Genomic DNA, 15455 nt, shown 5'->3' with positions numbered 1-15455 from the left:
CTGCCAGAGAAAAATACTCTCAGTCCAAGCCTCTGCAACCCTCTGAATAGGAAATTGTCAGACTGTGAAAGGTCGCAGTTCCGACCTGACCCGCTATGTGAGGGTCCCACTTACGAAGGCCGAACTTCCATCGACGACAGTATTCATATTGAACAAGCTGCACAAGGATCAGGCTCATTGAACACCGGACGGCAAGCGAGAGCAATCGCAGTTCAACCCAGACCTCTTCTTCCACGGGGAAGCTCACTCTTCGCAGAGCAAGACCCGAGAACTGATAGCGTGTCCGGATTCTGTCGTCACTGCTGCTCAAGTTTCTATAAAACTGTCGGAGGATTCGATTACGATAGCGACCGAGTAGGAGCCTGAAAAAGAGATTCAAACTGCCGGGATCATTGCGAAGAAGGTTGAACTGGTCGTTTGCAAAAGAAGGAAGGAAGAAGTCCACTTTGCCGGCAGCCTGCAGGCGAAATACATCGCGCTGCTTACTCCGGCTGATGGGTGGCTGGGGTAATAGGGATATGTGCATATCGCTTCAGGTCGGAGAGCGGCCTATTGTACTCAAAAAAAATCGAAAAAGGTTGTTCCTGACAGAAAAATGCCTGAAATCACTCATGCTCTTTCGGTCGGCGCAAATGCGCTTTGTGATCATCATGTTGAGCTCCAGCCTGGCAACGCCAGTCGCTCTTAAGGCCGACATCTGGAACTATGTCGGGTTTGAGGATCTGCCTTCGTCCTCGCAATCGATCAGGGATGGCATCAAAGAATCTGCCGTCCTTGCCATGATTGGCACTGTGATGAGGCGAGATGGTACTCTCCAGTCTGTCGGAGTTCCGACCATTATAGGCCGGCCCGGAAAACGCCCCCGTGTTTATCCGCTCGTAGCCTTTCCGGACCGGGAAACGGGCGAGAGTGTGCTCAGATCCGCCCGGCACCGAGAAACAGCCGTTCGCTCGCTGCTGTTCCTTGCTGAGAGCTACGACGGGCTTCATCTGGATTTTGAACACCTTGGCGGTGAGGATCTTGAATATCTTGAGATGTTATTGCTGGAGCTCTATCCTGAGATGACAGCCAGAAAAAAGACTCTTTCCCTTGCTGTGCTTCCCGGGAACTTTCCCTCGTCTCAGAGAGAGTTCCACGACCTTTCTCGAATCGGACCGCTGGCGGATGAATTCGTCTTGATGACGTATGACTATCACCGCCCGTCTACGGAACCCGGCCCCGTTACCGATGTCCATCTGGCCGAGTCGGCGATTCAGCTGGCGATGAAGCATGTCCGGGCAGACAAAATTTGGCTCGGAGTTCCGACCTATGGTTATGCCTGGGAAATCCAAACCGGCCGCTATAGAACTCTCCATAAGAAATCATTCCAGGAATTCCTGAAATGCCGCTCCGGCACTGTTCACCGGCACCGCTCCCAGATGCTCGTGGCCCGCTGTCCGGGTGGCGCAGTCGAGAACAGAAAAGCTGAGATCGCCTTCTTTCCGGATGAACACCTCGTGCGTGAGATGAAACTCCTGGCAAAACGATACCATTTGCGCGGGACGGCTCACTGGAGGCTGTATTCCCGCAATTAAACGACCCTCCGCGATCGAAAGCTCTGAGGCAGGTCGGAACTCCGATCTCTGCTGAATGCCGACCGATAAGCCGGATCTTCCGGGTAACGTTCACCCCTGTATTTTCTTACAGTCCGGATTCCCTTCAAAATTTTCCTTTCTCAGCGGATTTTCCATCAACTGCCCGTCCCAGAATCCGGGAGCGCGCACGAATTCTTTTTTTTGCTCCCAGAGAGTACCTATGAAACAGATCCGTGGCCTTTTCCTCAGCAAAATGACGCAGGTCGGAACTCCGATCGCCCTAATCAGCACTATTTTTCTCTCCTCTTGTGGACCCATCGGGGACCTGACCGATAAGATGCTCTTCGGTATCACGGAATTCTTTGAAGTAAATCGTGGCCCACTCGGGGCCGTCGTCTGGCCTGATGGCGATGGCAACGATGATGCTGACGATAGCGAATGCAATTATACGGTGCCAGAAAATGGTGCCGGGACCTTGGTCTTCAAGATTAAACTTACGCGCCAGCCTACGGACGATGTTAAGATTCCAATTTCTGTCGCACCTGAAGGCATGGGCATGATCGATAAGAGTCAGGTCGTCTTCACTGCTTCGGACTGGGACCAGCCACAGACTATTTCACTGACTGCAAATACTGACGTTGGGATTAACACTCTCGTCTCAATCAAGTTTCAACCTGCACAGAGCAAAGATCAAGACTACAACCTCTTCACCGTTGGTGAAGTGAAGGGCATTGTCATCCTCAATAATGATTCCCCATCTATCGTTGTAACTTCAAACATTAACGCCCGGCCCGATAAAAAGATCGAAACCAGCGAAGACGGCAAAAGGGGCTGTGCAAGCGTAGTCCTCACAACAGCCCCGACGGATGATGTAACGATCGGCGTGAGCAGCGCCGATACAACTGAGGGTAGCGTATCAGTTCCGTCACTAACTTTCACCAGCGGTAATTGGTCGATGCCTCAGCCCGTCTTACTTACCGGTGCCGATGACCCACTGATTGATGGTGACATCGACTATGATTTGCATTTCAACAATGGCAGCAGCGCAGATGGCAATTACAGCGGAAGACAACCATTTACGAATCAGGCCAACGCAGCTGCGAATGACGTCGCTGCATATAACCTGGATAATGATACGCCGGCTGTGCAAGTTCTTCCGTTGACGCGTACCGTAAACGAAGGCGCTGGCGTTGGTGCCGCGAATCGATTCTCGGTACAACTTCTGAAAGGCCCAGCCAGTATCGTAACCGTTCCCGTTTCCGTCGACAGCATGCCCACAACAGACGGTGTAGATCGAGCAACAATTGGCACGACTCTTCTAACCTTTACACCGGGTGATTGTCCATCGGTCGGTAACTGGTGTACGGCTCAAGAGGTAACGATTACTCCTAACGATAATGATCTTCCCCCAATATTCCGGAGGGAATCATGCAATTTGCTGTGCATAAGCTACCGGGCTTAAGTACCCGAGAGCAGAATGCCTCCTTCTACGGTTGTAGAACACTTCGATATAGTCAAACAGAATTCTTCGTAGGTCTTCAAAATTCGGAAAAAACCCGATTCTGTATAAACATTCAGTTTTCAAGGTATGGAAGAACGATTCCTGAACAGCATTGTCCCAGCAGTTCCCTTTGCGACTCATGCTCTGGCTTATCTTCTTACCTTTCAATACATCACGATACTCTTTCGATGCATATTGTACCCCACGATCTGAATGTATAATCAGGCCTTTGGTATTCTGCCCCCTTCGATTCAAGGCCTGCCTCAAAGCGGCAACGATCGACTCCGATCGCATATTGTCAGAAAGTTTCCAGCCGACGATTTCACGATTTCCAAGGTCCATGAAGGTCGTCAGGTAAGCGAATCCTCCGGTTGTTTCGATATAGGTGATATCAGTTACCCAGATTCGATCAAGTGCACCTGGCTCAAAGTTTCGCTGAACAAGATCGGGCGAAACCGGCAATTCATGATTGGAATCCGTCGTCTTTACACGAAAAACCCTCGGATTTCTTGCAGAAATGTCGTTTTCCCTCATCAGCCTTTCCACCCGCTTTCGGTTAACTTTCATGCCTGTATTATGGAGCTCCGGAGTCACGCGAGGACTGCCATAGGTACCAAACGTTTCATCAGCGATCACTCTGATTGCTTCCACAATTCGAGCATCTTCTGTTGAGCGCTGTGAAGGAGGTCGAATCTGTGATTCATAAAAGCCGCTCTCCGATACATCAAGCACACGGCACATCTTCCTTACCGAAAACTCGGAGCGATTCTCCTGTATCCAGGCGAATTTCATTTTCGGGGTTTCAAGAAGATGGCAACGGACTTTTTTAGAATATCGCGCTCCTCCTGTAGCTCCATGACTTCCTTTTTTAAACGATTAACTTCCTCTTGCAGGTTTTGCTGCTGGGGTCCACCCGGTTCTGATAGATACAGCGCTTTCCATGCTCTCAAGGAATTGACAGAGATTCCAAGATCGTCGGCTACTTCCTTGCTGGTTTTGCCGCCGCGAATCCACCGATCCACCGCCATTCTGCGAAAGCTATCATCGTAATGCTGGCCTCTTTTGCCCATAAATTACCCCTTTTCATTTTACTGTCTCCTGTCCAGGAAAAGGGGGGAAGATCATAATGATGTAGCGGATGGTGATATTAATTTCAAAGTTGTCCTCGGTCAGGCAACAAATTATGGAAACATCAATCCACCAGATGTCGACGTAACTCTTATTGATGACGATGAGCCGAAGATTATAGTAACGAATCCCTTCCCGCAAGCTATTGAAGCCACGGGTCAAATCAGCACGTTCGACCTTGTTCTGAACACAAAGCCAACGAGCGATGTTGTGATTGAAATCGACGCCGTCTTCGATCCTTCAGGTTGGGATGGAGCGGTCAAACCTGTTGACCGTCTCGGTGGCTTGAGACTACAAGGATCGGGCGATACGCCCGCCAATACCATGACGGTGACTTTTACTCCATCCAACTGGGATACAGTCCAGAAAATCGATTTTGTCCCCGCTAATGATGATATTGGTGACGGGACAATTCAGTTCCTTGTAGCAGTGAAGGCGGCGGTGAGCCTCGATCCTAACTACAACAATCGCAAAGCAACTCTCTCCAATGTTGAGGTCAACGGAGTAACCATTAACTATATAGACAATGACACACCGGGTTTTGTCATTGTAGCGAAAAACCAGAATGATTGTGCTGAAAACACTTACACGACTGGAAGTGGTGCCACGACTATATCAGGCTTCGCAACGGATGATAGCGCCAGACTTGATACGGCGTGCTTCTCGCAGTGGACAATGAAGCTGCGTTCAGAACCGTTGGGTAACGTGGTCGTATCCCTCGAAGTAACGACCTCAAATAATGACGGGACATTGAACACTAATAGCTTGATTTTCACACCTGCAAACTGGAATATTCCGCAAACCGTCACGGTCACAGGAGCCTCCGATAGCACGAATGAAGGAAACAAGGATTACACAGTTCGTGTTAGCGGCATCACAGGCGATGGTCAATATGCGAATAAGCTCTATGGCTATAACGAAACCAGCAAGGTTGCCAGGCCTGTCTTCAGTCTCTTTAGCTGTGATAATGACGGCACAAATTCCGTTGTCAGTTGCCGACGCTCCGGTGGCTTCGGAACATCTGAAGGGGGCGGGAAGGCAACCTTATGGTGGATTGGCAAGAATAACCCTGGCACGTGTACGGTTTCGGCTTTCAGTAACGATGAAACGGAGGGTGTCGTGACTTATGCAGGCGGTGGTGTTGGTGGATCTCCTGCGACGGGAACGGTCAATATCAACTCGTCAAACTGGAATACGATGTCTAATTCGGGGACGAACCGAATTGAAATCACAGGTCAGGACGACGCAATTTTCGATGGAAATGTCCAATATACTTTGGATGTAAGCACGTCCTGCGGAACATTGCATGCCTCAGCTCAAACCGTATCTCTCAGAAACACCGATAACGAACAGGCCCTCCAGGTCTGCGACGCGGGCGGCGCCGACGCTACGAGGAACTCAAGTGAAAGCGGTACAACTGGCAAATTTGGCCTGAAAATGGCCGGCGCAGCACCCAGCTCGTCCGTTTCTTTTTCGATCAGCTGTTCGGGCGGTAGCACGGAATGCTCCAGCGTTAGTCCGTCAACCGTGACGATTTCGGCCGCAAACACCTGCGTGCCGATCACAGTAACTCCTGTAACGAATGATAACCGAGCCGACGGACCGCAACCCAGTTGCGTTACCTTCGGTGCCATATCATCCGGCGATCCGTACTACAACGAGATTACCCCGCCGGGCATCTGTCCGATCAACAACATAGATAAAGATAAGGTTATTTTCATCACGGATGGTGCTATTCCAGAATTCAACCCCAACTTCACGGTTGGAATGTCGCAGGCCGACACGTACTGTAACGATACGGATTACGGAAAACCTTCCTGGGGCACCTACAAGGCCTTCCTTGTCGATAGCAGCACTCGCGTCGCCACAACAAGCGGAACAGATGCTACTGGTGCGGTCGGCTGGATCCTACAGCCGAGCACAGGCTACTATCGTAAGGATATAGGGGGAGGAGCCGGCCCCTATTCTACGAAGGTCTTCCAGACCAACAGCAACGCGTTGATCAGCTCACTCGACAACGCTTTCACGACAAATGCAGGGGTCACGTACTGGACTGGTCTTAACTCCAACATGACTACTGCCGCAAACACATGTCTTGGCTGGACTCAGAACAATACCGGGGGGCCCCCATACGAAACGACTTACGGTCAGGGAGGTACATCCGTCAAAGCGGATGCACTCAGTAAGGGTATCAGCGATTGCGGATTGACGACCACACGTCGACTCATCTGCGTACAGCAGTAACGACCTCCGCTCATCCCGTGGGATGAGCACTCTCACGCTTCAGGCAGGGCCCATCGATATCGGTGGGCCTTACCTCTTTTTACAAATCCCTGCTATCCTCTCATTTTCTGGCCGCGAATCTCTCTTGCCTGAACTCTGCGTGAACCTTTTCTGATTCCTGCGGGTATCCCATCTGTACGGCTCTTATTGAATGCGAGGTTCTATGGCGCTTTTCTCTTCTGATCGGAATGCCGGTGCGGATGACATCCGTCGCAGCCTGCAGGCTGTGGAGTCGTCCGCTTCGCGTTACCGATGGCCGCTGATCGGAGGCGGAGCCGTCCTCGTTCTTCTGCTTACGTTCTACTTCTTTACCGGCAGTGGCAACGGAACGACGTTTCGCACGGTCAAGGCCGAGAAAGGCAATCTGACCGTCGTCGTTACGGCGACGGGAACGCTGGAGCCCGTTAAAGAGGTGACGGTCGGTACTGAGATATCAGGAATCGTGCAGGAGGTTCTTGTCGACGAGAACGATCGCGTAAAGAAGGGCCAGGCGCTTGCACGCCTGAATACCGATAAGCTTGAGGCCGAATACAGTCAGGCCTTTTCATCCGTCAGCTCGGCCGAGGCCGGATTGGTGGAGGCGCGGGCCACGCTGGATGAGGCGCGCGAGAATCTCAAGAAGCTCGAAGAGCTGCATCGTTTAAGCGGAGGCCTGACTCCCTCAAAGCAGGATCTCTTGACGGCCCGCTCTACGATGAACCGGGCCGTTGCAAAAGAGAACTCGGCTAAAGCTTCTATCAAAGAAGCGAAGGCAAGGCTTGCCGTGACCGAGATCAATCTTAAGAAGTCTGTGATACGGGCTCCGATTAACGGTATCGTGCTGCAACGCAAGATCGAGCCGGGCCAGACGGTGGCCGCCTCGTTCTCAACGCCCGAGCTTTTTGTGATCGCCGAGAACCTGACGCAGCTTGTTCTCAAAGCGGAGGTCGACGAGGCCGATATCGGTCGCGTGCATACGGGGCAGGCGGCGACGTTCACCGTCGACGCCTTTCCGGGACGCGTCTTTGACGCGAAGATCACTCGTGTTCGCTTTGCGCCTACGGCAAGCACCTCGACATCGGAGGCCGTCGTTACCTACGAAACGACGCTTCGCGTGAATAACAACGACCTGGTGCTGCGGCCTGGCATGACGGCGACCGCTGAGATCGTTGTGGAGAAGTTAACCGACGTGCTTGTCGTTCCGAATGCGGCCCTGCGCTTCGCACCGCCCGTTGAGGCACCGAAAAAGAGCTTCATCGCAAGTCTGATGCCCGGCCCTCCGCGCAGATCGCGTCCGCCATCGCAGAACGGCGAGAAGCGTGTGTGGACGGTAAAAGAGAAGCAGCCCGTTGCCATCGCCGTGAAAACGGGCTCCACCGACGGAACGAACACGGTGATCACCGAAGGCGACCTCAAACCCGGAACCGATCTCATCATCGAGATGATCGAGGCAAAGTAGATGGCGCGATCTCGAAAGACATCGGGCCGTCAATCCGCCTCACGGAGCGATACCATCCGGCATGAGGACTCTTTCCCGCGTAACGAAGTCATCCGCCTTGAGCAACTGCGCCGCATCTACGGTCAGGGCGATGCGGCCGTGCACGCCCTTGCGGGAATCGATCTCAGCGTGCAAGAGGGGGAGTTCATCTCGCTGATGGGCCCGAGCGGATCGGGCAAGTCGACGTGTATGAACATCCTCGGCTGCCTCGATTCGCCGACGTCGGGGCGGTATCTGTTCAACGGCGTCGATGCGGGAACGCTTACAAGCAAACAGCGAGCCCTTCTGCGGCGGAATTACCTCGGATTCGTTTTTCAGGGGTTCAATCTGCTCTCAAGAACGACCGCTCTTGAGAATGTCGAGCTGCCTCTGATTTACCGCGGAGTTCCGACCTCGGAGCGGCATGAGCTTGCTCTTGACGCCCTGCGAGCCGTCGGACTGGCCGATCGGGCCCATCACACACCCGGCGAGCTCAGCGGAGGACAGCAACAGCGCGTTGCCATCGCCCGGGCCATCGTCACCCGTCCGATTGTGCTCCTGGCCGACGAGCCGACAGGCAACCTCGATACGGCCCGCAGCATCGAAACGATGGAGCTTCTTCAATCCTTCAATCGAGATCAGGGGATCACCATCGTGATGGTGACGCATGAGCCCGATATGGCGCAGTATTCCAGCCGCATCGTGCACTTCCGGGATGGCTGCATCGAACGGGAGGAACGCCTGTGATCTGGAATTCGTTTTCTCTGGCTCTGATTTCGATCGGACGCAATCTTCTGCGCTCCACACTGACGATGCTGGGCGTGATTATCGGGGTGGCGGCCGTCGTCACGATGGTGAACCTCGGCCGCGGAGCCACCGAAAGCGTGAAGGCGCAGATCTCAAGCATGGGCTCGAATCTGCTCTTTGTTCGTCCCGGCCAGATGCGCGGGCCCGGCGCCAGGGTAAATGCCGATCCGTTTGAACTGAGCGATGCCCGGGCCATCGTGCATGAGGTTCCTTCTGTTCTTGCTGCCGCTCCGACGACGGCGAAAGGTATGGTGGTCGTCTACGGATCACGCAACTGGACGACAAGCGTCACCGGAACGACGAACGACTATTTCAAGATCCGCGATATGAGCGTCACAGGCGGGCGCATCTTTTCTGAGGCCGAGCAGGACGGCGGTAAGCTGAGCTGCGTCATTGGCGAGACGGTGCGCCGGGAACTCTTTGGCTCGGCCGATCCGATCGGGGAGCGCATCCGCCTGGGAACGCTGGCCTGTGATGTGGTGGGGTTGCTTGCGCCGAAAGGGCAGACGACGATGGGGAGCGATGCGGACGATACGGTGATTATTCCGATCCGGGCGTTCTTCCGGCGGATCGCGGGGAGTTCCGACGTGAGTTCGATTCAGGTCCAGGCGAAGGTCGGAGTTCCGACCTCCAGGGTAAAATCCGACCTGGAAGCGATGCTGCGGGACCGGAGGCGCATAAGACCCGGCCAGGACGACAACTTCAGCGTCATGGATATGCAGGAAATCGTGCAGGTGATGACCGGAACGACACAGGTGCTCACCTCGCTGCTCGGAGCCGTCGCCGCCGTCAGCCTTCTTGTGGGCGGAATCGGCATTATGAACATCATGCTCGTCTCGGTCACCGAACGCACGCGGGAGATCGGCATCCGGCAGGCCATTGGCGCCTTTGAAAGCGACGTGCTGCTTCAGTTTCTCGTCGAGGCGGCCGTGCTCTCCTCCCTGGGCGGTCTGATCGGACTCGTCCTTGCTCTGATTGCCTGCATCGGCATCTCGGCGCTGATCGATCTTCCGTTTCTGTTTGATCCGCTTCTGGCGCTCGGGGCCTTTCTGTTCTCGGCTGCCGTCGGCATCATCTTCGGATACCTGCCGGCTCGAAAGGCGGCGAAGCTTGATCCGATTGAGGCCCTTCGCAGAGAGTAAATGGACACATCCGGCATACCAATGAGACTCAGGATTTTCAAAATTACGTTCGCCCCGCTGTTAACGATCGTCTTTCACGGGTGCATCAGTGTCGGGCCCGACTACGAGGCGCCGACAGTGGAGCTTCAGTCGAAGTGGCAGGCCGATCTTCCGGGCATGCACGTGTCGGAGCTTGATCCGCAGTGGATTGCCCGGTTCTGGCAGAAGACGGAGGATCCGGCGCTGAACGAGCTTGTGCATGAGGCCGTAAAGAACAACCGCACGCTGATGCAGGCCGCCGACCGACTTGTGGCCGCTCGGGCCAATCGAGGGTTAGCCTATGCGGCCTTTTTTCCGACCATTGATGCAAACGGAGCCATCACAGACCAGCAGAGTCGGGTGCAGACCGATCATACTCCCACGACATCCACCGATTTGGCGAAGGCCCTTTTGGAGAGGAACGAAAGCGGAAAGCCGATCACGTCGCGAAAAGAGACGCGTACGGGCAGTCTTGATGCAAGCTGGGAGATCGATCTGTTCGGAGGCAACCGCCGGGCCCTTGAGGCGGCGGAGGCCGATCTGCAATCGGCGCATGAGGCCTACAGAGATGCGTTAACCAGCCTTGTGGCCGAGGTGGCGCTTAACTATATCTCTCTTCGTACCTATGAACGCCGACTTGAAATCTCCGAGAACAACCTCAAAATACAGCAGTCCTCGCTTGATCTTGCGCTCTATCGCGTCCAGGCCGGACTGTCGGATGGACTCGATGAAGAGCAGGCCCGTCTCAATATCGAGACGACGAATTCTCAGATTCCGACGCTGAAGGCAGGCATCGCTCAGACGCGCTTCACGCTTGCCGCTCTGCTTGGATTACAGCCCGAGGCCTTCTCGAAAAAGACGCTGGAGCTGCTTGCCGCAAAAACACGGCCCCGGTTGCCCGATCGCCTTGTGATCGATACGCCTGCCGATGCGATCCGAAGGCGTCCTGATATTCGTCGGGCCGAGCGTAAGCTGGCCGCAGAAACGGCGCGCATTGGCGTCCGCAAGTCTGATCTTTATCCGAAGCTCACGCTTCCCGGAACGCTGAGCTACACGACGACGGGCAGCACCGATACGTCGATCGCTTCGATCGGTCTTCGCCTGAGCTGGAATATCTTCGATGCCGGAGCGATCCGTCGCCGCGTCGATATACAGAAGGCGACGAAGTCCGAGGCCTTTCACGCCTACGAACAGACGCTACTTTCTGCGTTAAGCGAGATCAACGTCGCTCTTGTGGCTTATACACAGGAAGAAGAGCGACGTCTGGCCCTTGGACGAGCGGCTGCCCATGCCGAAAAGGCGGCCATGCTTACGCGATTGAAGTATCAAACCGGTCTGGTCGCCTTTTCAGACGTGCTCACCGCCGAACAGACGATGCTTTCGCGACAGAATGAACTCGCCATCAGCGAAGGCGAGAGCATCTCGAATTTCATCAGGCTCTATCGCGTTCTCGGCGGCGGCTGGCAGAGCTATGCTCCCGAAGAAAGGGCCAGGTAAGAAGGGGCTTTCAAGCTGGTTCGAGACCCGATTGTTGAGACGGGCCAGCGCTTCTCTGCGGGTAAAAGACGAAGGTATACTCAGGTTTGACTGCGCAACGATAAGCGAGCAACATAACTATCTAAGTTCGCAAAAGCCGTCGAGCAACGGCCTCCTTCACAATGAAGCACAGACCCGCTTTCAAAGTCGAATACGTATGCGTCTCCGACCTGCACATACTCGATTTCACCTTCGTCGTCTATCTCAATGCCGTCTTCACAGGAGAGAATATAAACGCTTTCAAAGTCGAGAGGGCGGCCATTATCGATCATATATCCATCAAAGCTTTCTATGAGCTCATAAAAAGAATCCTGATCAAAATCCTCTCTGCGAGGTACGTAGTGATATCGACGTGCATCTCGCTGAAATGGATGATCGTACGCAACAGTCACGCGTCGTCCGGCGAATTGTTTCAGCTTTTCCTGTATCTGCGATCCTGTCATAGCCACGGCACTCCTTTCTTTGCTGTGGATCAGCTTTCTTGCTTCGATGAATTCAAATACTGCTCGATCAAGAAATCTGCATCTGAGCCCATGATCGAGCGAGCATTTTCGGCAAAACGCGCTGCATCGCTATAAAATACGTTCAGCCCTGTAAACCCCGGATAGAAGTCCCAGGACTCATGGACGCCGTAGCGCTCATAGGCCTCTCTCGCAATGCGAAGATTCTCATCGCCATCCGCTCCGAGCAATGCAAAGAAGCACTCCTGTCTGTCCATATTTGAGGCAAAGGGCTGCTGCAGAATATCCCGCGCATAGGCGATCGCCTCGGGTGTTTTCTCTTTCAGGATATTTACAAGCCTGTGATTCTCGCCGGCTCCGCGCTGGCGAATCAGATCGGTCATCGTTAACCGTCTTTCGCTTTGAGAGAAGCGTCCCTCACGCGAAAGCAGTTGATCGACAAACTGACGACCGGCGGACGTGGCAAGCATCGGCGCAAAGTCTTCTTCGCCTTCGATCTGATCCTTATTTTCGCCAAACTCCCGAGCCAGCTCCAGGGCACGACACCAGCGGCCATAGTCAGAGAGTCTTGCGAAAAGACAGGCGAAGTTATGATAGAAGAGACGTCCGCTCGGACCCCACTCTTCCCTTGCATCTTCGAAGTAATACTGACGGGCGAATTCATTCTGAACGGCTGCATCGGCCATGCAGACTGAAACAAGAGTATTACCGACAAGATTCATCCACAATGTGCATCTATCGGTTCCGGGAACGGAAAGGATTGTATGCACGGATTGGTTGAAGAGATCGAGCTGTTCCGAGAAGCGTCCGGTTTTCAGAAAGGCCGGCGTGGCGCTGTCGAGAAGTTCGAGAGACAGATCGAACTGCGTGGCGCCTCTCTTTGCTACCTCACAGACGAACGGAAAATCCTGCTTCTTGAAATAGGCGAGAAGGATCAGGTAATGATACGCCCTTTTTGATTTCGAGGACAGGATGCGATCTGCATGCGCGTAGATACGCTGCACATCGTTACTTTTGAACATCTCGCGATACGGAGGGAAACGATCCTCTGAAAAATAAGCAAGTACGTCGGCAGGCAGGTTGCCGTCATAACGCCCGTGCAGCTCGATGCCTACGTTTTCATTACGGCAGTGAAACTCGATGCTGCCGCTCTCATGCACATCTTCAAGAGCAAGATCATCGATCTCGTCTAATGGATAAACATAGGAGCGAGCGCCGTCAAGGAAGGCGATGCAGCGCTCACAACAGACAAGAACGCCGCCACCCCGCAGGGCTCCGTCGGTGATGTATTCGCCTGTCCGTTCGTCGGTGGGGAAGGCAAGCGACGCCGACGTTCCGACGGAATGCGATCCGTTGCCCGTAATCCAGTAAAAAGAAACAGGAAGTCGCTGATTCCAGTCTTGTGGAAGATGCGCGAATATACGGCGGACAAGTCGTCTCGACCATGTGCGAAGCGACCGATCCGGCGTTCGCGACAGATCATCATGCCACTGTGAATAAGGAAACACCGCCTCATTCGTTCCGGATGAAGGACGCATCGTTAGCCGAATCACATTTCTATGCCGCTCCGTATGAAGCGAGATCGTCTCAATCCCTGAATGAGATGCAAGGTCGGCAGCCACGCTGCGCGCCAGTTGTTCAAAGGATTCGGTCATCTCAGGTCCCCTGATATTCGGTGTGCAATTTGCCGCAGTCCGGGCAGGCCATGACATACCAGTAGCCTTCAGCCCATTCGATTTGCGTGACAGGCATGAGGGCGGAGGAACAGCACCGCCAGGCCCATTGGACCCAGCTTACATAGCCGCCTGTCTTTTCGCTATTCAAGTGGTGCTGGTCGATTCCGTCCAGGAACGGCACAGGCTTGCCGTTCTCAAGAAGCTCACAATCGGCAAGGCCGACGGCAATCCAGTCTGTGCCGGCAATCGGCTGGAGTTCTGATATGCCCGGATGATCCCGGAACGGCTCGAACTGGAGGCCGATCGGTTCGGCGTGGGGGCCCTCAGTGGCCGGTCGGAGTTCCGACCTGGAGTCCAGAAAGGTCAAAAAATGCTCGGGCTCTTCCTCGCCACAGTCCTCCGGGCACAGGAAGGCCAGAAAAAGGTCTTTCCCGGCGGGAGCCGGCAACCCGGGGGCATCCTGTCGGTGGATCTGATGCTTCAGGACCAGCTCGCTGCCACATTCCCTGCAGATGGGCCATTCAAAATCCGGGGGTACGAGGGCCTGTCTGCTCCTTGAAAGCCCGGTCGGAGTTCCGACCTCGACGATTTTGAAGGCAGGTCGGAACTCCGACTGGAGATTCTTCCATGCCTCTGTCGCCCCTTCTATATTCGTGCACTCCCCCGGAAGCAACTCCGGAACAACCGCCTCCACCGCTGACCCGAAACCTGCCGGGACTTCCACCTTCTCAAGCATGCCTTCCATAGACAGAAGAACAGATTTCTGTCGAGTTTGTTTCCATTTTCTCTCCGTTTCCGTAGCTCAACCCGCGAACCCCTAAAATCAATACTCCAAGGTATTAAATTTGCTTGTCCGGATCACTGTTCTCACTTTCTTATGAACGTGGAAAATACACGCACCCTGTCGAGCCCTCCGGGAGGCCTGGCCCTCTGGATCTTCATCACGCTCGAACTGCTCACCTTCGCCGGTTTCTTTCTTGCCTACGCGCTTGTGCGAAACGAAAACCCGGCACTCTTTCATGAATCGTCGCAGCACCTCATCCCTAATTTTGCGATGGCGCATACCCTGCTCTTGATTACGGGAAGCTTTCTTGCAGCGCGAGCCCTGCGGCTTGAACGGACGAAAGCCTCGCAGTCCTTTCTGCTGGCCGCCCTCTGTGGTGGGATCTTTCTGATTCTTAAGATCGTTGAATATGGCGTCGATATTTCAGCCGGATTCACGACGACGACTAACCTTTTCTTTTTCTCGTATTACTTCCTGACGTTTGCTCACTTTCTGCACGTCATCCTTGGAGTCGTATTCCTCGTCATCGCATCAAGACGCCTGCTTTCCGATCATCCGGAGCGGCATCTGATCGCAAACTCGGCCGCCTCATACTGGCATCTTGTCGATCTGATCTGGCTGATTCTGTTTCCGCTATTCTATGTAACAGGTTAACCCGACATGAAAGAATTTATCATATACATCGTGCTCTTACTCCTCTCGGCAACGATCTTCCTGCTGCCGCATCTTGCGCTGCCCGTTGCCATCGCCGCCGGAGCGCTCACCTTCGTGAAGTCCGTCCTTATCACGGATAACTATATGCATCTTCGAACCGCCCATCCCCTATGGCGATTCGGAATGATCCTTTACATGGGACTTGTGACCGGTATGCTCAGTTATTTGCTGCAATAATCGGGCATAGAAAGCGGAGGCAGATCAGGATCGGCGAAGGCCGGATCATTCAAGAAGCAGTCGTCGGTCAATGCCTCAAGAAAGGCCAGCAGGTCGGCCTTTTCTTCACCCGTCAGAAAAAGCGGACGGACGCGACCATCCTTAGCGGGATGCAAGCGTCCGTCGCCGGTCTGGATTTCTCTTGACTGGCTTCATGTC

General features: G+C 54.0%; 16 protein-coding genes. 9 read left to right on the top strand and 7 right to left on the bottom strand.

The genetic code is table 11. The annotated features are described in order from the left end of the window. Positions 1-19: 19 nt before the first annotated feature. A complete protein-coding gene (locus LEPIL_RS14965) occupies positions 20-526 on the bottom strand; it encodes a hypothetical protein (protein ID WP_002773669.1) in 507 nt (168 codons plus the stop codon). A 106-nt stretch (positions 527-632) separates the two neighbouring features. Here LEPIL_RS14965 and LEPIL_RS22350 point away from each other — a divergent pair, with 106 nt between their 5' ends. Further along, positions 633-1574 (top strand): glycosyl hydrolase family 18 protein, encoded by a 942-nt coding sequence (locus LEPIL_RS22350; protein WP_002773668.1) that lies wholly within the window; start codon positions 633-635, stop codon positions 1572-1574. Between the two features lie 220 nt (positions 1575-1794). Beyond that, positions 1795-3036 (top strand): hypothetical protein, encoded by a 1242-nt coding sequence (locus tag LEPIL_RS14955; protein ID WP_040918923.1) that lies wholly within the window; start codon positions 1795-1797, stop codon positions 3034-3036. On the opposite strand, the gene LEPIL_RS14950 is transcribed toward LEPIL_RS14955, so the two are convergent. Next, entirely contained in the window at positions 3001-3867 is an 867-nt protein-coding gene (locus tag LEPIL_RS14950) for an IS3 family transposase (protein ID WP_002771521.1), read from the bottom strand. The two genes, LEPIL_RS14955 and LEPIL_RS14950, sit on opposite strands and share 36 nt — an antisense overlap. Continuing rightward, positions 3864-4145 (bottom strand): transposase, encoded by a 282-nt coding sequence (locus LEPIL_RS14945; RefSeq protein WP_002769616.1) that lies wholly within the window; start codon positions 4143-4145, stop codon positions 3864-3866. The genes LEPIL_RS14950 and LEPIL_RS14945 overlap by 4 nt, the downstream gene beginning before the upstream one ends. On the opposite strand from LEPIL_RS14945, the gene LEPIL_RS14935 reads away from it, so the two are divergent. From LEPIL_RS14935 to LEPIL_RS14915, 5 genes are all read left to right on the top strand, one after another. Further along, positions 4138-6447, top strand: a complete 2310-nt coding sequence (locus LEPIL_RS14935) for a DUF1554 domain-containing protein (protein ID WP_052608381.1) — start codon at positions 4138-4140, stop codon at positions 6445-6447. The two genes, LEPIL_RS14945 and LEPIL_RS14935, sit on opposite strands and share 8 nt — an antisense overlap. A 202-nt stretch (positions 6448-6649) precedes the next feature. Further along, positions 6650-7924 (top strand): efflux RND transporter periplasmic adaptor subunit, encoded by a 1275-nt coding sequence (locus tag LEPIL_RS14930; RefSeq protein ID WP_002773667.1) that lies wholly within the window; start codon positions 6650-6652, stop codon positions 7922-7924. Continuing rightward, positions 7925-8689: an ABC transporter ATP-binding protein gene (locus tag LEPIL_RS14925; RefSeq protein WP_002773666.1), complete on the top strand. Its 765-nt coding sequence runs from the start codon at positions 7925-7927 to the stop codon at positions 8687-8689. Continuing rightward, complete coding sequence (locus LEPIL_RS14920) at positions 8686-9891, top strand: ABC transporter permease (RefSeq protein ID WP_002773665.1); 1206 nt, start codon at positions 8686-8688, stop codon at positions 9889-9891. Before LEPIL_RS14925 ends, LEPIL_RS14920 begins: the two co-directional genes overlap by 4 nt. 21 nt (positions 9892-9912) lie before the next feature. Then, complete coding sequence (locus LEPIL_RS14915) at positions 9913-11406, top strand: efflux transporter outer membrane subunit (RefSeq protein ID WP_052608379.1); 1494 nt, start codon at positions 9913-9915, stop codon at positions 11404-11406. An 80-nt stretch (positions 11407-11486) separates the two neighbouring features. Here the strand turns inward: LEPIL_RS14915 and LEPIL_RS14910 are convergent, their stop codons facing one another. From LEPIL_RS14910 to LEPIL_RS14900, 3 genes are read right to left on the bottom strand one after another with little or no spacing between them, the layout of a single operon-like run. Next, positions 11487-11888 (bottom strand): hypothetical protein, encoded by a 402-nt coding sequence (locus LEPIL_RS14910; protein ID WP_002773663.1) that lies wholly within the window; start codon positions 11886-11888, stop codon positions 11487-11489. Positions 11889-11917: 29 nt separating this feature from the next. Then, a complete protein-coding gene (locus LEPIL_RS14905) occupies positions 11918-13561 on the bottom strand; it encodes a hypothetical protein (protein WP_002773662.1) in 1644 nt (547 codons plus the stop codon). Between the two features lies 1 nt (position 13562). After that, entirely contained in the window at positions 13563-14327 is a 765-nt protein-coding gene (locus LEPIL_RS14900; protein ID WP_002773661.1) for a hypothetical protein, read from the bottom strand. Between the two features lie 138 nt (positions 14328-14465). Here LEPIL_RS14900 and LEPIL_RS14895 point away from each other — a divergent pair, with 138 nt between their 5' ends. Further along, the gene (locus LEPIL_RS14895) at positions 14466-15020 is read left to right on the top strand and encodes a cytochrome c oxidase subunit 3 (RefSeq protein WP_157135093.1); all 555 of its coding nucleotides are present in this window, start codon (positions 14466-14468) and stop codon (positions 15018-15020) included. 6 nt (positions 15021-15026) lie between these two features. Next, positions 15027-15257, top strand: a complete 231-nt coding sequence (locus LEPIL_RS14890) for a cytochrome C oxidase subunit IV family protein (RefSeq protein ID WP_002773659.1) — start codon at positions 15027-15029, stop codon at positions 15255-15257. On the opposite strand, the gene LEPIL_RS23530 is transcribed toward LEPIL_RS14890, so the two are convergent. Further along, a complete protein-coding gene (locus tag LEPIL_RS23530) occupies positions 15242-15412 on the bottom strand; it encodes a hypothetical protein (RefSeq protein WP_157135092.1) in 171 nt (56 codons plus the stop codon). The two genes, LEPIL_RS14890 and LEPIL_RS23530, sit on opposite strands and share 16 nt — an antisense overlap. Positions 15413-15455: the final 43 nt, after the last annotated feature.

Origin of the sequence: Leptonema illini DSM 21528 (assembly GCF_000243335.1) — a bacterium.
Taxonomy (GTDB): Bacteria; Spirochaetota; Leptospiria; order Leptospirales; family Leptonemataceae; genus Leptonema; species Leptonema illini.
The sequence above is the reverse complement of the archived record's forward strand: the minus strand, read 5'-3'. Positions and strand labels throughout refer to the sequence as shown.